The 19,618-nt window shown below is 41.3% G+C and carries 14 protein-coding genes; 7 read left to right on the top strand and 7 right to left on the bottom strand.

Going from position 1 to position 19,618, the window contains the following annotated elements; genetic code table 11:
* Positions 1–42 precede the first annotated feature (42 nt).
* The 3 genes from MKL33_RS12570 to MKL33_RS12560 all read right to left on the bottom strand — a co-directional run bounded on the left by MKL33_RS12570 (position 43) and on the right by MKL33_RS12560 (position 3,208).
* A complete protein-coding gene (locus MKL33_RS12570) occupies positions 43–714 on the bottom strand; it encodes a class I SAM-dependent methyltransferase (RefSeq protein ID WP_270907065.1) in 672 nt (223 codons plus the stop codon).
* A 71-nt stretch (positions 715–785) separates the two neighbouring features.
* Positions 786–2,480, bottom strand: coding sequence for an AMP-binding protein (locus MKL33_RS12565; protein WP_270907064.1), 1,695 nt, complete (start codon positions 2,478–2,480; stop codon positions 786–788).
* A 110-nt stretch (positions 2,481–2,590) separates the two neighbouring features.
* Positions 2,591–3,208, bottom strand: a complete 618-nt coding sequence (locus MKL33_RS12560) for a TetR/AcrR family transcriptional regulator (protein WP_002114305.1) — start codon at positions 3,206–3,208, stop codon at positions 2,591–2,593.
* A gap of 144 nt (positions 3,209–3,352) precedes the next feature.
* On the opposite strand from MKL33_RS12560, the gene MKL33_RS12555 reads away from it, so the two are divergent.
* The 5 genes from MKL33_RS12555 to MKL33_RS12535 are packed head-to-tail and all read left to right on the top strand — an operon-like array spanning position 3,353 to position 9,866.
* A complete protein-coding gene (locus tag MKL33_RS12555) occupies positions 3,353–4,525 on the top strand; it encodes an isovaleryl-CoA dehydrogenase (protein ID WP_029424157.1) in 1,173 nt (390 codons plus the stop codon).
* Positions 4,526–4,549: 24 nt separating this feature from the next.
* Positions 4,550–6,151 (top strand): carboxyl transferase domain-containing protein, encoded by a 1,602-nt coding sequence (locus tag MKL33_RS12550; RefSeq protein ID WP_202724024.1) that lies wholly within the window; start codon positions 4,550–4,552, stop codon positions 6,149–6,151.
* Positions 6,152–6,160: 9 nt separating this feature from the next.
* Positions 6,161–6,964, top strand: coding sequence for an enoyl-CoA hydratase/isomerase family protein (locus MKL33_RS12545; protein WP_151302619.1), 804 nt, complete (start codon positions 6,161–6,163; stop codon positions 6,962–6,964).
* An 11-nt stretch (positions 6,965–6,975) separates the two neighbouring features.
* On the top strand, positions 6,976–8,967 hold the full coding sequence (locus MKL33_RS12540; protein ID WP_270907063.1) for an acetyl/propionyl/methylcrotonyl-CoA carboxylase subunit alpha: 1,992 nt from the start codon (positions 6,976–6,978) through the stop codon (positions 8,965–8,967).
* Positions 8,964–9,866 carry a hydroxymethylglutaryl-CoA lyase gene (locus MKL33_RS12535; protein WP_270907062.1) on the top strand — a complete coding sequence of 301 codons (903 nt, stop codon included), beginning with the start codon at positions 8,964–8,966 and terminating at the stop codon, positions 9,864–9,866. Before MKL33_RS12540 ends, MKL33_RS12535 begins: the two co-directional genes overlap by 4 nt.
* Positions 9,867–10,115: 249 nt before the next feature.
* On the opposite strand, the gene MKL33_RS12530 is transcribed toward MKL33_RS12535, so the two are convergent.
* Positions 10,116–11,057, bottom strand: a complete 942-nt coding sequence (locus MKL33_RS12530) for a LysR family transcriptional regulator (RefSeq protein ID WP_270907061.1) — start codon at positions 11,055–11,057, stop codon at positions 10,116–10,118.
* Positions 11,058–11,261: 204 nt separating this feature from the next.
* Here MKL33_RS12530 and MKL33_RS12525 point away from each other — a divergent pair, with 204 nt between their 5' ends.
* Complete coding sequence (locus tag MKL33_RS12525; protein WP_270907060.1) at positions 11,262–14,744, top strand: indolepyruvate ferredoxin oxidoreductase family protein; 3,483 nt, start codon at positions 11,262–11,264, stop codon at positions 14,742–14,744.
* 72 nt (positions 14,745–14,816) lie between these two features.
* Here the strand turns inward: MKL33_RS12525 and MKL33_RS12520 are convergent, their stop codons facing one another.
* Entirely contained in the window at positions 14,817–15,620 is an 804-nt protein-coding gene (locus MKL33_RS12520) for a thioesterase family protein (RefSeq protein ID WP_199996889.1), read from the bottom strand.
* A gap of 196 nt (positions 15,621–15,816) precedes the next feature.
* Positions 15,817–17,619, bottom strand: coding sequence for an acyl-CoA dehydrogenase C-terminal domain-containing protein (locus MKL33_RS12515; RefSeq protein WP_270907059.1), 1,803 nt, complete (start codon positions 17,617–17,619; stop codon positions 15,817–15,819).
* Positions 17,620–17,923: 304 nt separating this feature from the next.
* Between MKL33_RS12515 and MKL33_RS12510 the strand changes: the two genes are divergently transcribed.
* Entirely contained in the window at positions 17,924–18,373 is a 450-nt protein-coding gene (locus MKL33_RS12510) for a PaaI family thioesterase (protein ID WP_079284144.1), read from the top strand.
* 20 nt (positions 18,374–18,393) lie between these two features.
* Here MKL33_RS12510 and MKL33_RS12505 read toward each other — a convergent pair whose 3' ends face one another.
* Complete coding sequence (locus MKL33_RS12505) at positions 18,394–19,611, bottom strand: MFS transporter (protein WP_270907058.1); 1,218 nt, start codon at positions 19,609–19,611, stop codon at positions 18,394–18,396.
* Between the last annotated feature and the right edge of the window lie 7 nt (positions 19,612–19,618).

Genomic DNA, 19,618 nt, shown 5'->3' with positions numbered 1-19,618 from the left:
ATATGCAGGTTTTATATCCGTATTAGCGCTTTCCGAAATCTATTATTTTTTTGCAATAAACCCTTGATACGTCAAAATTTGCGTATAAGGATGCACACTTTCAAAACCAGTTTTTTCTAAAAGTTTTATATATCCTTCAGTGGTTAAGCTAAAAAAGTCTTGTGCCATACGCTCTAACATTTTTTGACATTGTTCTTCTGTTAAGCCTTGTGCCAAACATAAATAACGTAAAGCTTGAAGATGCTGTGGATTTACACACGTCATTAAATCGTAGGTCAGTAAAATCGCTTTTTCTTTTAAGCGATCATAAATACCCTTAAAAAAAACAGGTTTTATGTCATCTGCAATAAAATGAGCCACGAGAATAGAAAGTGCAGCATCAAAGCAATTCTCAAGAGCTAAAGCTGACGTTTCACCGTGAACAAAGGTGACTTGAGAAGATTTATCTAAAAGTTCAACCTGTTCCTGAGCTTTTTGCAGCATGGTCAAAGATGGATCAACTGCTGTAAATTTCCAGTTTGGATGACGTTTAAGTAAATATTCGAGTTCATACCCCGTGCCACAACCCACAATTAAAATATGAGCATTTGGTGGTAACACTGATTGCAAAATGGCATCCACCTGTTGATGGATCACCTCATAACCCGGAATTAATTTACGAATATGTTCGTCATATCCTTCGACTACTTTTGGGCTATTAAAGTCTTTTGCCATTTTGTTTATCCTCTATTTAAGCTGCCTTTCAACTTATAGTTTGCTGCACTTTGACCTGACTTTCGACTTCTTTAATCAAAGACATTTCCAGTTAAGTTAAGTTCAGCTCGCATAATTTCCTGCAATTTAAACTTTTGTGCTTTGCCTGAAGCTGTCATTGGAAACTCATTAAAGAATCGGACATAGCGCGGCACTTTATTATGAGAAATGTGCTCTTTGCAGAATTGGCGAATGCTGTCTTCATCAATTTGATGATGCTCATGCAAAATAATACAAGCACAAAGTTCTTCACCATATCTGGCATCTGGCAAGCCTATGACTTGGACATCACTCACATCTGGATGGGTATATAAAAAGTCTTCAATTTCTTTTGGAAAGAGATTTTCTCCACCACGAATCACCACATCTTTAATACGGCCTTTAATTTTAATAAAACCGTCTTGATCCATTTCGGCAATATCACCTGTATGCATCCAACCAGCAGCATCAATCACTTCACGGGTCTTTTCTTCTTCGCCCCAATAACCCGCCATCACTGAATAACCACGAACGCATAGCTCGCCCAAAGTTCCTTGCGGAACAATCTGCCCTTCTAAATCGACAATTTTAATTTCAACATGCGGATGAACATGTCCAACTGTACTTACCCGTTTATCAATCGAATCATTTACCGAACTTTGTACACTCACAGGCGAGGTTTCAGTCATGCCATAACAAATCGTGATTTCAGACATATGCATGCGGTCGATAACACGCTGCATAATTTCACGTGGACATGGGCTACCAGCCATAATGCCTGTTCTTAAACTCGACAGATCAAACTCATTAAACTGCTCATGCTCTAAGGTGGCAATAAACATGGTTGGCACACCATACGCTGCCGTGCAACGCTCTTGATGAATCGCTTTTAAAGTTTCTAAAGGATTAAATACAGCCGATGGATATACCATGGTTGCCCCATGTGTAACGCATGCCAGATTCCCCATGACCATGCCAAAACAATGAAACAAAGGCACAGAAATACAGACTTTATCTTGAGGGGTTAAACGAATGCCTTCCCCCACGAAATAACCGTTATTTAAAATATTATGATGGGTCAACATGGTTCCTTTAGGGTTACCTGTTGTGCCTGAGGTAAATTGGATATTAATGGTTTCATCAAATTGAAGTTGCTTGGTTAATAGTTTTAATTGTTCTAGCTGTTCAGAAGTTGGTGTAGTGACTAAATCACTAAAGCGATGAATACCTGTATGTTGCTGATCATCAATTTTAATAACAAATTTTAAATGTGGTAGTCGTGCTGAACTCAGCACTTTATCTGGACTGTTGGTTAACTCAGGAGCAATTTTTGTGAGTAATTCTTGGTAATCAGTCGTTTTGAATTGAGAAGCAATAATCAATCCTTTGCATGAGACCTTATTCAACACATATTCAAGTTCATGGCTTTTATAAGCTGTATTGAGATTGACTAAAATAATCCCTGCTTTAAAAGCTGCAAATTGGGTAACTGTCCATTCCACACAGTTAGGCGACCAGATCGCTAATCGATCACCTTTTTTTAATCCCAATTTTAAAAGGCTACAAGCAAAAGCATTTACTTCATCCTGTAAAGCTTTATAGGTTAATCGTCTGTTTTGATGAAAACTAACGATTGCTTCCTTTTCAGCATATTGCCGACAAGCCTGATCAAATTGTTCACCAATGGTCATACCCAATAAGGGCTGTGTGCTTGGTCCCGAGGCGTAGCTTAACCGTTCTTGTTGCATTGAATCATTCTCCTTGATTCTTCTAATTCTCTTCTTACCTGATCTAATTGTTGTTACTGCAACTATTTTTCTAAACCGCCTTCTTTGTGTTGTTTTATCCTTTATATGCCCTATTTCCTCTGCACAGCATCTACACAAAAATCAGCAATCTGTTTTGAAAAATAGTCTTTGTGCGCATGATCAAACTTTGTATTTTGAGCTGGGTCTAGGGGTTCAACCACTACATAGGTCATGGCACCGACAACACAGAGTGCTGCTGTATTTAAATCATCCAAGACAAACTCACCACTTGCATTTCCATCCGCAAGTATTTTTTTAATACTTTGTTTAATCAATTGCTTCACACGAAAACGCTCATGTTCAACCGTTGAATCGACTGGTTCAAACATGAGTGAATATGCAAGCTGAGGACTATTCAGTGCCCTTTTTACAAAGGTTGCCACAGCCTTGTGTAATTTCTGCTTTGCCGATAAGTCACTTTCGGTAATCGAATCAATCACCAATAGTTCCGTATTAATAGCCTCGGACAAAACTTCAATCAGCACTTGGCTTTTATTATCAAAGTAGCGATAAACCAGACCACTTGATACGCCCGCTTGCTCTGCAATTGTTTGTATTTGCGCGTCTTTAAACCCTCCCTCTGAAATTAACTTTCTGGCTGAACTCAAAATCGACTTACGATTTTGCTCCATCCGCTCTTGCATTAAAGATGATCGTTTATAGCTCATAATTTATTCTCTAACAAATAAAATGAATTGTAAATCATTTTATGAATCAGTATTCACTTTTTTAAAAAATCATTGTATGGTAATTATCAAATACCCACAAAATATTTTATGGACAACAAATATAACCAATAGGATGAAGATATCATGAACCTACGCAGCTTGAATTTCGGTCTAGATGAAACTTTAATTGCGCTTCAAGATTCAGTGGCAGCATTTTGTGCAAAGGAAATTGCACCAATTGCCCAACAAGTTGATCAAGACAACAAATTCCCTGCACATCTCTGGAAAAAATTCGGAGATATGGGCCTTTTAGGCATGACGGTTTCTGAAGAATATGGCGGTGCCAATATGGGTTATTTAGCTCATATTATTGCCATGCAAGAAATTTCTCGTGCCTCGGCAGCAATTGGTTTGTCATATGGCGCTCATTCTAATTTATGTGTAAACCAGATTAACCGTAACGGTAACGAGCAACAAAAGCAGAAATATTTACCTAAACTCATTTCTGGTGAATATGTGGGTGCCCTTGCGATGTCTGAACCGAATGCGGGTTCTGATGTCGTCAGCATGAAATTACGTGCTGAACAAAAAGGTGATCACTTCGTTTTAAATGGTTCAAAAATGTGGATCACTAACGGCGGTGATGCAGATGTACTCGTGGTTTACGCTAAAACTGATCCGCAAGCTGGCGCGAAAGGTATGACCGCTTTCTTAATTGAAAAAGGCATGAAAGGCTTTAGTCATGGCAACCACTTAGACAAACTCGGTATGCGTGGCTCTAACACTTACCCACTGTTTTTTGACAATGTAGAAGTACCTGCTGAAAACGTACTCGGCGGTGTTGGTAACGGCACAAAAGTACTGATGAGCGGCCTAGACTATGAACGTGCAGTTTTAAGTGCTGGACCTTTAGGCATTATGGATGCCTGCCTAGATGTGGTAATTCCTTATTTACATCAACGTGAACAGTTTGGTCAGGCATTAGGTGAGTTCCAGCTTATGCAAGGCAAACTTGCCGATATGTATTCAACTTGGTTGGCATGTAAAGCCCTCGTCTACGCTGTTGGTGCTGCCTGTGACAAAGCTGACCATGACCGCAGTCTACGTAAAGATGCTGCAAGTGCCATTTTATATTCTGCCGAAAAAGCAACATGGATGGCTGGAGAAGCAATTCAAAGTTTAGGCGGCAACGGTTATATCAATGAATTCCCTGCTGGCCGCTTATGGCGCGATGCAAAACTTTATGAAATTGGTGCTGGAACTTCTGAAATTCGCCGCATGCTGATTGGCCGCGAACTCTTCAATGAAACCAAATAATAATTACAAATAAGGACGCATCTTATGAACCAATTACAAAGCAAGATTAATGTTCGAAGTGAAGACTTCAAAACAAACCAGCAAGCCATGCAAACATTGGTCACAGATCTAAAACAAGTTGCCCAGCGTATTGCTTTAGGCGGCGGTGAAAATGCCCGTCAAAAACATTTGGCTCGAGGCAAACTTTTACCCCGTGAACGTATTGACCAACTGATTGATGTCGGCACGGCATTTTTAGAAATTGGTCAATTGGCAGCGTACAACGTTTATGAAGATGATGTTCCTGCTGCTGGGGTGATTGCTGGTATTGGTCAGGTCAACGGCATCACTTGCATGATCGTTGCTAACGATGCAACGGTTAAAGGTGGAACATATTACCCACTTACGGTTAAAAAGCATTTACGCGCACAAGAAATTGCCGAACAAAATCACTTGCCTTGTATTTATTTGGTGGACTCAGGTGGTGCCTATTTACCAATGCAAGATGAAGTCTTCCCAGACCGTGATCACTTCGGACGCATTTTCTATAATCAGGCACGCATGTCGAGCTTAGGTATTGCCCAAATTGCTGTGGTGATGGGTAGCTGCACCGCAGGTGGTGCTTATGTACCAGCCATGTCTGATGAAACCATTATTGTCCGTAATCAAGGTACGATTTTCTTAGGTGGCCCTCCTCTTGTAAAAGCTGCAACGGGCGAAGTGGTGAGCAGTGAAGATTTAGGTGGTGGTGATGTTCACACACGTCTTTCAGGTGTGGCAGACCATTTAGCCGAAAATGATGAACATGCGATTGCCATTGCACGAAACATTGTCGCGAACTTAAATAAAAAGCCAAATGAGTTAAACAAGCAAATTGAGGAGCCACTGTTTGATGCATCAGAACTCTATGGCGTAGTTCCAAGTGATGCACGTAAACCTTTTGATGTACGTGAAGTGATTGCCCGTATTGTAGACGGCTCTCGTTTTGATGAGTTTAAAGCACGTTTTGGTTCAACACTCATTACCGGTTTTGCTTCACTCTATGGTATGCCAGTCGGCATTATTGCCAATAACGGAATTTTATTTTCAGAGTCTGCACAGAAAGGCGCGCACTTTATTGAGCTATGCACACAGCGCAATATTCCATTGTTATTCCTACAAAACATTACTGGGTTTATGGTTGGTCGCCAGTATGAAAATGAAGGGATTGCAAAAAACGGCGCTAAATTGGTTATGGCAGTTGCCACCGCAAATGTACCAAAACTCACTTTGATTATTGGTGGTTCGTTTGGTGCGGGTAACTATGGGATGTGTGGACGTGCTTATTCACCACGCTTTTTATGGACTTGGCCGAACTCTCGTATTTCAGTGATGGGCGGCGAACAAGCCGCGAGTGTACTGTCAACTTTAAAACGTGATCAGATTGAGCAAAAAGGTGCCCAGTGGTCAGCACAAGAAGAAGATGAATTCAAACAACCGATTCGTGAACAATACGAACGTCAAGGCCATCCGTACTATGCTTCTGCCCGACTTTGGGATGACGGTGTAATCGACCCAGCTCAAACTCGTCAGGTACTTGGTTTAAGCCTTGCTGCCGCTATGAATGCTCCAATCCAGCCAACCAAATTTGGCGTGTTCCGCATGTAAGAGGTGTATATGAGCTATCAATTTTTACAACTCGAACAACAAGGTCAGGTTGCCTATGTTTGGCTGAACCGCCCTGAATTGCACAATGCCTTTAATACCAAAGTCATTGAAGAACTACATGCCTGCTTTAAGCAAATCAATACACGTGATGATATTCGTGTTGTGGTTCTAGCTGGTCGCGGCAAAAGCTTTTCGGCAGGTGCCGACCTCAACTGGATGAAACAGGCAGGTCAAGCATCTTCAGCTGAAAATGAAGCAGATGCATTAAAACTTGCCCAAATGTTAGATGCACTTGCAACACTTAAACAACCGACCATTGCTCGAGTGCATGGCATTGCTTTTGGCGGCGGTATGGGCTTAGCGTCGGCATGTGATATTTGCATTGCCAGCACTGATGCCAAGTTTGCAACCTCTGAAGTTCGTTTAGGTCTTGCTCCATCTACCATTAGTCCTTATGTAATTCGTGCGGTTGGTGCAAGACAAGCTTCTCGTTACTTCTTAACTGCCGAGCGAATTTCAGCACGTGATGCTAAACATATTGGTTTGGCACACGAGGTTGCAGATGCCGAAGACTTAGATAAAAAAGTTCAAGAAATTGTTGATGCTCTATTACTCGGTGGCCCGCACGCTCAAGCGGCTTCAAAACAACTCATTCAAATGGTGAGCAACCAGACCATGAGCAATGACTTGCTGCAACAGACAGCACATCATATTGCTCAAGTTCGTCAAGGCAGTGAGGCAAAAGAAGGTCTAAGTGCCTTTTTAAATAAACAACAGCCTGCTTGGGTTTCTAACTCGAATAACAACAATTAAGGACGATCATCATGTTTGAAAAGATTTTAATTGCGAACCGTGGCGAGATTGCCTGCCGCGTAATTCGTACAGCTAAAAAATTAGGTATTAGAACGGTTGCCGTTTACTCAGATGCAGATGCAAATGCACAACACGTCAAACTTGCAGATGAAGCGGTTTATATTGGTCAGTCCCCTGCAACACAAAGTTATTTACAGGTTGATCGTATTATTCAAGCTGCTATTGATACAGGCAGCCAAGCGGTTCATCCGGGTTACGGCTTCCTTTCTGAAAATGACCAGTTTGCGCTCGCTTGCCAACAACACAACATTTGCTTTATTGGGCCGCCAGTAGATGCCATTTTAGCCATGGGCTTAAAAGCAACCTCGAAAGCTTTAATGGAAAAAGCAGGCGTTCCTTTAACACCGGGTTATCACGGAACCAACCAAGATGCCGACTTTTTAAAACAACAGGCAGACCGAATTGGCTATCCTGTTTTAATTAAAGCCAGTGCTGGCGGTGGTGGTAAAGGCATGAGTCTGGTTGAACGCAGTGAAGATTTTCTGCATGCCTTAGCCTCTTGTAAACGTGAAGCCAAATCGAGCTTTGGTAATGATGATGTCTTGATTGAGCGTTATGTGATTCAACCACGCCATATTGAAGTCCAAGTTTTTGGCGATACACATGGCAACTACGTGCATTTATTTGAACGTGACTGCTCTGTACAACGCCGTCACCAAAAAGTGCTAGAAGAAGCCCCTGCTCCACAAATGCCAAGCGAGAAGCTTGATGCAATGCGCCAAGCTGCAATTGATGCTGCACGTGCCGTAAATTATGTCGGTGCAGGTACGGTTGAGTTTATTGTAGAACAAGATGGTACGGCGTATTTCATGGAAATGAATACCCGTCTACAAGTCGAACACCCTGTCACTGAAATGATTACAGGTGAAGACTTGGTCGAGTGGCAACTTCGTGTGGCTTATGGCGAACCTTTGCCTAAACTACAAAATCAACTCCAAATTCACGGACATGCACTCGAAGCACGGATCTACGCCGAAGAACCAGAAAAAGGCTTTTTACCTGCGATTGGTAAAATTAACTATTTGCATTACCCAACGCAAAACCAATATGTGCGTGTAGATAGCGGTATTGTTGAAGGCGATGAAATCACGACCTATTACGACCCAATGATTGCCAAACTGATTGTATGGGGTAAAAACCGTGAAGCAGCGCTCATTCAAATGCAACATGCTTTAAGCCAATTCCATGTGGATGGCTTAGGCAACAACATTGCCTTTCTTGAAAAAATTGTTCGTAGCGAATCGTTTAAACAAGCCAAGCTTGATACCAACCTGATTCAACGTGAACAAAACTTCTTGTTTAGCCCTGAAGAGATCAAACCCGAACTTGTGGTGGCAGCAGCATTTATTGAGTTTTTAAGCAAACTTAATAACAAAAGCTCAAGCCAAAAACAGCTTTGGCAAGCTCAACCTCTATGGCGTTTAAATATTGCTTACCAGCACAGTATTAAACTGAATTATTTAAACCAAAATATCCAAATCAAGTTTGCCTCAAATGAACAAGGCTTCACCGCAGAATATAATGGGCAAAGCTACCCGATTTCTGGTCAATTGCTTGATGCGCATACTGCCTCTGTTCAAATTGGCGGGACTCAGCAAAAGCTATCTTTTAACCAAAGTCAGCAAGGCATTACCTTGTTCCAAAATGGACAAAGCTATAAGTTTGCTTATATTCGCCAAGACTTTAATCAAGCAGATAGCCAAGCCGATGAAGGTCATTTAAAAGCCCCTATGCCGGGTGTGGTCACACAAGTACTGGTGAGCGCAAATCATAGCGTGAAGAAAGACGATATTTTAATGACGCTTGAAGCAATGAAAATGGAATATACCATTCGTGCGCCTAAAGATGGCGTGATTGTAGATTCTTACTTCCAAGTCGGTGATCAGGTCAAAGCTGGCGATGAGCTTGTGGAATTTCAGCCTGCTCAGGAGGAAGTTGCATGAGTGAGTTTGTCAAAATCGTGGAGGTTGGTCCCAGAGACGGCCTCCAAAACGAAAAGCAGGCTTTGACTGTCGAACAACGCTTAAACTTTATTAATGACCTAATTAATGCAGGCCTAAAATCGATTGAAGTCGGTTCATGCGTTTCGGCAAAATGGGTGCCGCAAATGGCTCAAAGTGACGAGCTATTTAAGCAATTACCGCAAACAAGCGATGTGCAATTTAGCTTGCTTACCCCCAATATCAAAGGTTTCGAGACAGCTCAAGCAGTAGGATGCAAAGAGGTTGCGGTATTTACTGCAGCTTCTGAGAGCTTTACCCGTAAAAATATTAACTGCTCAATCGAAGAAAGCTTTGAAAAATTTAGCGATGTCATGACCGCAGCAAAAGCACATAACATCCGTGTGCGTGGTTATGTCTCTTGTATTGTCGATTGTCCTTATGAAGGCGCAATTGCCCCTGAGCAAGTCGTAAAAGTTGTGAAACGGCTCTATGACATGGGCTGCTATGAAGTGTCTTTAGGTGAAACCATTGGCACCGCAACACCTGATCGCGTTCAAAAGGTTTGGCAAGCATGCCTCGCTGAACTCGACAGCAAGGTTTTGGCTGGGCATTTCCACAACACCTATGGCATGGCAATTGCCAATATTTATCAGTCTTTACAGCAAGGTATTCGTGTTTTTGACTCGTCCCTTGCTGGACTTGGTGGTTGCCCTTATGCCAAAGGTGCCTCGGGTAATGTATCGACCGAAGATCTGTTTTATTTGCTGTCACACATGGGCTTTGAAACTGGCATTGACTTAGAGAAACTGATGCAAGCCAGCCAAAATATTAGCCATGTATTAAACCGAAAAAGCTTGTCGAATTATGCAAATGCTTATTGGCAAACCAAGTGTGCCTAATCATAAATTAAAATAGCTCAGCATCTGGTATAAAGCTGAATATTAGGCAAAGTACCAGATCATGCTATCTCATCTTTATCTCATTTCATTCAGGAATTGGGACTGAATCCCTCATGCAATTTTTTAAAATCTATTATTTATTTCTGTATTAAATGCCTCTTTAAAAAGAAGCATTTTCTACCCTATTTTTATTCTAATCTGTATTATTCTTCATCCTTTTCTATCTTAGTCCTTAAGAAATTTATCTCATTATTTATAAAAATAAGATGCATCCATTTCAATTCTTGGAGAAATATGTTCTTCCACCCAATCTAACCATGCACGTGTTTTGGCATCGATAAAATGGCGTGAAGGCAACAAGGTATAAACTCCGATGTCGGGTGAACGCCACTCAGGCAAGATATGACATAATCTTCCATTTTGAACCGCATCTAAAGCTGAAAACATCGGCAATAATGCGATGCCCATATCCTGTTGCACCACATCTAATAATAACTCAGGATTATCTGCAATGAGTTGTCCGCCAATGTCGATTTGGTAAGACTCACCACTTGTATTTAATAAGTGCCAATCTGGTGTAATAGACGGGTTTACCAAGCGTAAACAGGCATGATCTTTTAAGTCTTCTGGGGACTTCGGCACACCATGTTTTTCGAGATAAGCAGGTGAAGCACATAAAACAGAAAAGATAGTGCCAATTCTGCGTGCAACAAACCGAGAATCTGTTAATGATTCAGTTAGATAAAGACTGACATCGACACCTTTTGCCAACAAGTCTGGAACGTATTGTGAAGTCGTATATTCCACGGTTAATTCGGGATAATGCTTACAAAACTCAGCCATCACTGGAAAAACATAATGATGCCCAAAGCTTCCCATGCTTAATACACGTAAACGGCCTTTGGGTTTAGATGCTGTTCCTGTTACTTCCGACTCTGCTTCATCCACCATTAAAATGACTTGACGACACCGCTCTGCGTAAGTCGCACCAATATCGGTCAGTGCCTGCTGGCGCGTTGAGCGTTGTATTAATTTTGTACCTAAGCGTGTTTCTAGCTCGCTGATAAGACGTGAAACCTGTGCTGTGGTCAGATCCATCTGCTCAGCTGCTGCTGTGAAACTCCCGCTATCAATCACTTTCAGGAATGCATGCATTGCATGCAATAGTCCACCATCGAGATTTTTGCGCATAACGTAAATATGTTTTCCTAAATTACGGATTGTTGCACCAGTTTAGATCAACCACAATGACTAAATGTACATACATTGGCACTAATTCTTTTTAAGAAGAGGAACCGATCTTTTTTTATTTCGTATGTCACTTGCTCCAAATATTCAACTGGATGTTGAAAAAAGAAAGTAGTCCGAGCTACTAAAAATTCTAAGGAGATATAAATGAATATAGCTACAAAAGTCACTCCAAATATTATTGCAACAAAGGATGTGTCACTTGAAGATAAATATGTAAGTGATAACGGTACAGCATATATGACCGGCATTCAGGCGCTTGTTCGTTTGCCTCTTGCCCAAACTCGCCGTGACGCGATGAATGGTTATCATACTGCTGGTTTTATTTCTGGTTATCGCGGTTCTCCTGTTGGTAACTATGATAGTTTCCTTTGGCAAGTTCAAGGATTACTTAAATCCCATAATGTTGTATTTCAACCTGGTGTAAACGAAGACTTGGCTGCTACCGCAATTTGGGGTACCCAACAAGTTAATCTTTCAGGCCAAGGCAAATATGATGGAGTGTCTTCATGGTGGTATGGTAAAGGCCCGGGTGTTGACCGTTCAGGCGATGTACTCCGCCATGCTAACTTAGCTGGTACCTCTGAACGTGGTGGTGTGGTTGCTTTATTTGGTGATGACCACTCATGTAAATCTTCTACAATTCCTCACCAGTCTGAACATGTCATGATTGGTTGTGGTATTCCAATTTTCTACCCAACATCCGTTCAACAAATTTTAGACTTTGGTGTTCACGCCATTGCAGTTTCACGTTTTTCTGGCCTTTGGTCTTCAATGAAGCTAGTCAGTGAAATCGTAGAGACTTCTGCTTCTGTTCATGTCGACCTAGACCGTGTTACTCCGGTTATACCAGAAGATGTCAATTTCCCAGAAGGCGGCGTCAATATTCGCTGGCCAGATCATGGCATTCAGCAAGAAGAACGTCTTTATAAATATCGCTTACCTGCTGTTTTGGCTTATGCCCGAGCCAACAAAATCAACACCGTTACATGGCCTTGTGAAAATGCCCGTATTGGTATTGCTGCAAGTGGTAAAGGTTATTTAGATACCATTGAAGCCCTACGTATTTTAGGGATTGAAGATGAAACTGCCCAACAGCTTGGGCTACGTGTTTATCAAGTTGGTCTGATTTGGCCTTTAGAACCACAAGGTGTTCGTGAGTTTGCCGAAGGTTTACAAGAACTGATCGTTATTGAAGAAAAACGTCCAATTATTGAAACACAAATTAAAGATGAGCTGTACTCACTACCTGATGGCAAACGCCCACATGTGATTGGTAAAGCAACCGATGGCAAAGGTGAATGGAGTACCTCTATTGAAGAAGCACCACTCATTGGTCACTATGAGTATCAGCCTGAACCTATTGCAAAAATGCTGGCTGCTCGCTTCTTAAAACTCGATATTCCAGAAAGCTTAAAAACACAAATCCAAAGCAGAATCGACTTACTGCTAAAAGCAGAGCAAGAATCAAAACGTGTTATTGATCTTGCTGAACGTAAACCTTATTTCTGTAGTGGTTGCCCTCATAACTCTTCAACAGTCGTTCCTGAAGGTAGCCGTGCATTAGGCGGTATCGGTTGTCACTATATTGCAGTTTCACTTGACCGTGGTACCGAAACATTCTCGCAAATGGGCGGTGAAGGTGTAAGTTGGGTGGGTGCATCACCATTTACCAATGAAAAACATATTTTTGCCAACCTTGGTGACGGAACTTACTTCCACTCTGGTTACTTAGCAATCCGTCAGTCCATCGCTGCAAAAACTAATATTACCTATAAAATCCTCTATAACGATGCAGTCGCTATGACAGGTGGTCAGCATGTAGATGGTCATTTGAGCGTTGCGCAGTTAACTCGTCAGCTTGCTGCCGAAGGTATTAAAAAACAAGTCATTGTTACTGATGAAGTTAAACTATTAAACGAAGAAGATGGCATTGCACCGGGTGTAGAGATTCGTCACCGTAATGAACTCGATACGGTTCAACGCGAGCTTCGTGAAGTTACAGGTGTAACCGCTTTAATTTATGTACAAACCTGTGCCAGTGAAAAACGCCGTCGTCGTAAACGTGATGCCTACCCTGATCCGGCTGAGCGTTTATACATTAATAGTGATATTTGCGAAGGCTGTGGCGACTGTTCGAAAAAATCAAACTGTTTATCTATTGAGCCAGTAGAGACTGCTTTAGGTACTAAACGTCAGATTAACCAAAGTAGCTGTAATAAAGACTTCACTTGTGCCGAAGGGTTCTGCCCAAGTTTTGTGACTGTTCATACACGTGATATGAAACGTCCTGCTAAATTTGAAGGAATTGGTGCAGGCTGGCCAACATCCCCAGTTATTCCTCAGTTATATGATGTTCCAAGTCGTATCATGGTTGGTGGTATTGGCGGTACAGGTGTTGTAACTATTGGGGCACTCCTTGGTATGGCAGCTCACCTCGAAGGTAAAGCAACCCGTGTTATGGACATGGCAGGTCTTGCTCAAAAAGGTGGTACGGTTTATTCATACGTTCAACTTGCGGCAAGTGATGAGCAAATTTCTTCTACCAAAATTCCGGCGGGCCAATGTGAATTATTGATTGGTGCAGATGCGGTAGTCGCTGGTGGTAGCGCTGCTCTATCTCGCTTAAAAGATGATGCTTTAGTTATTGTGAATGAAGACAGTACGCCTACTTCTGAGTTTATTAAATCTCGTGACTGGTATGCGCCTATTAGTGATTTAATTGATCGTCTTCGTGGTCGTGTTCGTCAAGGTCAACTGGTTTCTCTGCCAGCGGCTCGCATTGCAACACAACTGTTAGGTGATTCAATTTATACCAACCAGTTATTACTCGGTATGGCATGGCAATCTGGTCGTATTCCGTTATTACGTGAAAGCATTGAAAAAGCAATTCGCCTAAATGGTACTGCTGTTGAAAAGAACCTCGAAGCTTTCCGTGTGGGTTGTCATCTTGCAAGTGACCCAACTTTAGCTGCACGCTTAGTTGCGGCAATGCCAAAAACCAAAACTCCGCAAACTTTGGCTGAACTTATTGAAGACCGTTCTGCTCGTTTAACAGACTACTGGAATGAAGCTTATGCAGCTAAATACCGCACGCTTGTAGAACTTGCAGCTAAAAAGTTACCAGAAGAATTAACGGGTACCATTGCAACTCAGCTTTATAGAGTCATGGCTTATAAAGATGAATATGAAGTTGCTCGTCTTTTAACAGGTAAGAGCTTCAAAGAATCGATTGAAACCCAGTTTGGTAAAGGCTTACGTTTAACGTATCATCTTGCTCCACCAGCGTTGCTTGGTGGTCTGAAAAATGTCCGTAAACGTGCGTTTGGTTACTGGATGCGCTTCCCAATGATGATGCTTGCTCGCTTACAATGGCTTCGTGAAACTTTCCTCGACCCATTTGCACGTCAAGAAGAACGTCAACACGAACAAGCATGGCGTGACCGTTATATCGCATTTGTTGAAACACTTGTTGAAGCACCAGACAATCATAACTTGGCAGTTGCTGAACAAATTGCAAAATTACCAGCAGAAGTTCGTGGTTATGGGCACATCAAAATGAAAGCAATGGACGCTGCAAAACAGCGTTGGGATGAACTTACACCAACACTGATTAAAGTTCGTAGCTAAGAAATTGCTTAAAAATTAAATCTCAAAATAAAAAAGTCATCCACATGGATGACTTTTTTATTGGCTTAAAATTTATTTAGCCATTTTACGTAAAGTTAAAATCTGCTCGCTTCGTCCAAATGGACCATACACATCATGTAAAATTGCACTGGTTAAACCAATACCATCTGAGCCATATTGCTGAACGGTTTCCAAACCTAGCCATTTCCCTTGCGGATAACGGTGCATGTGAACTTGCAAATCAAGATTTGGGAAGCCCCACGTAAATTCGCCTTCTTGTCTAGGCACAATTCCATTTGCGGTATCTATCATGCCAATCAAATGGGCAAAATCTGTCGTCGGCTGCCCTTCAACCATTTCTTTATCATTATTGAGCCAAACAATGCCTTTACCTGCGCGATACTGATCATCCGTTTTAGTGACTAGCGTTTGAATAAAGCCACCTGGCCATCTTTTCATACCTGTCCATTCTGTAAAGGTATCCGGGTGATGAACTGGCTGATCTTCAAGCCCAGCAATATCGGAACTGTCTTGAGTACACATGCGCCATGCTCTAGCCACAATACAGGTTTTACCTTGTGCTTGCATTTCGGCTTCAATCAATTCAATGGTTTTACCGGCACGAATGACATGTGTCTTAATCGTAAATTCACCAAATGCAATCAATCCAAAAATATCAAAACTAATTCGACCAATTCGCATATCTTGTCGTGGTGAAAATTGCTCTAACTCAGCTGCGATGACACCACTTGCAGGTGCCATATGCTGTTCATGAGGGTTCCATGCCCCTTGTGCATGAACAGTTGAGCAATAATGAGCAATAACTTCGCCTTGAGGACCAATTGTTCTATTCAGTAATTGATAATAAGCATTCATGATTTTCTTTCCGTAGTCCTTATCCAACATCTATATTTGATGAAAATTCACGTTTTAATGCTTATGTTAACCCTCTATTTCTTTGGCTCAACTGGTTTTTCCTACCAAAAACTGATGAGTCTAAAATTACAAATTTAATCACTAGGTAAAATTCCGCACATAAATTTCACCCAGTGATTCTAGATATTACGATTCATTAAAATGCAAAAGCATCTTGATCGAGCTCCATCACAGCGTCAGCGCCAGACTCAATAGAAGCAGCATGACTCTGTGTACGATGCAAAAGCTTTTGATAGAAAAACTTAGCAGTAGTTAATTTTGCTTTATAAAAAGCTTCCTCTTGTGTACCCGATTGTAATTTTTCATGGGCAACTTGTGCCATTCGAGCCCATAAATAAGCGAACACGACGTAACTGGAAAAATAAAGATAATCCACCGAAGCGGCCCCTATTTCTTCAGGGTTGTGCTTGGCTTTCTCTGCAATCGATTTGGTCAGTGACAGCCATTGCTGCTTAAGCTCAGCTAATTTTTCTAGATAAGGTTTCAGCACTTCATTGGATTGGTGCTGGCTAATGAACTGATCAATTAAATCAGTCATGTTCTTTAAAAGTTTGCCTTCCGACTTGAGAACTTTACGTGCAAGCAGATCTAGAGACTGAATCTCGGTTGTTCCTTCATACAATGTTGCGATACGCGCATCACGTACAATTTGCTCCATGCCATGCTCAACAATAAAGCCATGACCACCAAATACTTGAACGCCATGCTTTGCAGACTCATTGCCTGATTCTGTTAAAAAAGCTTTGGCAATTGGCGTTAAAAAAGCTAGTAATTCATCGGAGTGTTTTTGCTGTTGCTGATCATTTGAACTTTCCACAATATCCACATGCTGAGCTAAAAAGTAAGCCAGTGCACGGCCACCTTCAGAAAAAGCTTTTTGTGTCATTAACATCGAACGTACAGCAGGATGCACAATAATTGGGTCGGCATTTTTCTCAGGATATTGAGGACCAGATAGCGAACGCATGGCAAGGCGCTCTTTGGCATAACTTAATGCGCCTTGAAATGAAATTTCAGAAGCAGCGAGTCCTTGTACTGCAGTTCCAATTCGTGCGGTATTCATAAAGGTAAACATACAATTGAGCCCGCGATTTTCAGGACCAATCAAATAGCCTTTGGCACCATCAAAATTCAGTACACAGGTGGCATTTCCATGAATCCCCATTTTATGTTCAATCGCACTACAAACAACTTTATTACGGTCCAACACCTGACCGTCATCACTCACATTAAATTTAGGCACAATAAATAAAGAAATGCCTTTAGTCCCTGCAGGTGCCTGAGGCAAACGGGCTAAAACAATATGAATAATATTTTCAGAAAGATCATGCTCACCCGCCGAGATAAAAATCTTTTCACCCATAATTGAGTAGCTACCGTCCGGATTTGGTTCTGCTTTCGTTCTAATTAACCCAAGGTCTGAGCCTGCATGTGATTCGGTTAAACACATGGTTCCGGTCCAAGCCCCACTAATGAGTTTAGTCAAATACTGCTGTTTTTGTTGCTCAGTACCATGGTGCTCAATGGTTCTCATTGCCCCATGAGACAAACCCGGATACATTGCCCACGCCCAATTAGAACCACATAACATTTCAGAAATAGCGATCCGCAACAATGTCGGTAAGCCTTGCCCACCATATTCCGGATCGGCCGTTAACGAGGTAAAACCTAGCTCAGCATATTTTTGGTAGGCTTCTTTAAAACCTTTCGGCGTTGTAACTACACCTTGATTTAAATGGCACCCTTCCTGATCACCATTTTGGTTAATCGGTGCCAACTCATTTTCACAAAAATCTGCGGCCGCCTCTAAATATTGATCAATTAATTCTCGATTTACGCTTTCCTGATAGTTGCTTAAACCTTGATAGTTCTGTTCTGTTTGAAGCATTTCATGCAGTACAAATTGCATATCGCGTAATGGAGCTTTGTATAAAGGCATAGTTTTTTTCCTTTCACCTCTCTGCCTATGTCATGGGCAGATATCGTTTTTCCCTTGAATGGACTTTTATTGTTTCAATCTCACCAAAATATCAAAAAATTTCTTATAGCAAAATATATTTTCACTAATTTAATAAAATTATCGTAACTCATGAGTGGAGATAAAATATAAACACATGTTTTAAATACAAATATAGAATAAAAAGTAATTAGCACTGCTTAATCAGAATAAATTTATATTTTGTATTGCAAAATTTTATTCCGTAAAAAATCAATTTATAGTATGGTGATTAGACTGCTTAATCATGCAAGGACGATTTATGGAAAGCCCGAAATACACAGGTCTTGAATTTTTAACCGCTTTAAAAAATGGTGAAGTTTCTCCATCACCTATGGCTCACACCATACCAATGGAACTCGTTGAAGTTTCCGAAGGTAAAGCAACTTATAAAGTTACTCCTCGCAAAGAACATAGAAATATACAAGGCGGTGTACACGGCGGCTTTTGCGCCACAGCTTTAGATACTGCGACAGGCAGCGCAGCTCATACCCTACTTGAACATGGCGTTGGTTATGGAACTATTGATTTAAATGTAAAAATGATTCGTCCTATGCAAGTTGATACTTCGTACTATGCGACAGCCGAGTTGATTAACGCAGGCCGTAACATTATTAGTACCGAAGGAAAAATCGTAGATGAAAACGGCAAAGTGTATGCTTTTGCCTCGGCAACCTTAATGATTATTCGCAAATAATAAAATATTGAAGCTCCTGTTTATGGAGCTTTTTCTTGCTTTGTGATCTTACCCATTTCATAAAAATCTAAGCGATCAATCATAAAACTCACCATTGCCATCGCCAAACCTAAAGCAGCACATGCTTCCCATCCCCAGTGTTTCCATGCATACACCGCAATAAAAGAACCTAAGGCGGCTCCACCAAAATATAAAGTCATATAAATTGAATTAATACGGGAACGCGCCTCGGCCGAGATTCGGTAGACCAGATTTTGGTTCAAAACATGAAATGCCGACAAACCAAAGTACGCCATGATCACACCAACAGCATAGGCCACCAAAGACTGCTGCGCAAAAAATAGTGGTATCCATGCACTTATTAATAACCCCATGCAAATCACTGCAATTTTATTTTCAAGACCCGCTGCAATTTTCTTACCTGCCCAAGGAGTCGCAAATACACCTGCCAATCCAACAATCCCAAATAAACCAATCTGGAAATCGTTAAAGTGATAAGGCTCATTCGCCAAAATAAAAGTCATAGTGGTGAAAATCAGAGCCAAAATTCCAAAGCCAATTCCACCAGCAAAACCACGGCGTAATAAATGCGGCTGGTGAACAGCTAATGAAAATAGTGAACCATAAATCTGTAGAATATTGAGTTGGTGAGACTTACGTGCAACTGGCAACTTCACCCACATCACCCAAGCAAACACCAAAATGACGATTCCGCTAATTAAATAAACCGCATGCCAAGACCAAACTGTAGAAAGTAAGCCTGCAATGGAACGTGCTAATAATATTCCTAAGAACAAACCACTCATGAGAGTGCCTACAACTTGAGGGCTTTTTTTCGGGCTGGCTAAACCTGCGGCGAAAGGAACCAAAACTTGAGTCGCAATCGAAAAGAATGTAGCTAAAAAGGTAAAGCCATATAAAGCTGGCAAGGTTTGACTTAAAGATAACCCTACTTGTGCAAGCCCCGTACAACACATGAGCAAGCAAATATAACTGCGCTTTTCAAAAAAGTCGCCTAAGGGAACCAATATAAAAAGGCCAACTGCATATGACAGTTGGCTAATCACAATAGTTAAGGCGACTTGATCGGCATTGACTTTTAATGCTTCTGCAATGGAATAGATTAAGGGCTGGTTATAATAGTTTGAACCCGCACAAATGCCACATGTGATTGCCATGATAAAAATAAAGCTTTTTGACAGTATATTTTCTGCATTGGGCTCAACTATTTTTTCCATTTTTAAC

Origin of the sequence: Acinetobacter sp. AOR43_HL (assembly GCF_027854635.1) — a bacterium.
In the GTDB taxonomy this organism is placed as follows: domain Bacteria; phylum Pseudomonadota; class Gammaproteobacteria; order Pseudomonadales; family Moraxellaceae; genus Acinetobacter; species Acinetobacter pittii.
This window is presented reverse-complemented; position numbering and strand designations above follow the sequence as displayed.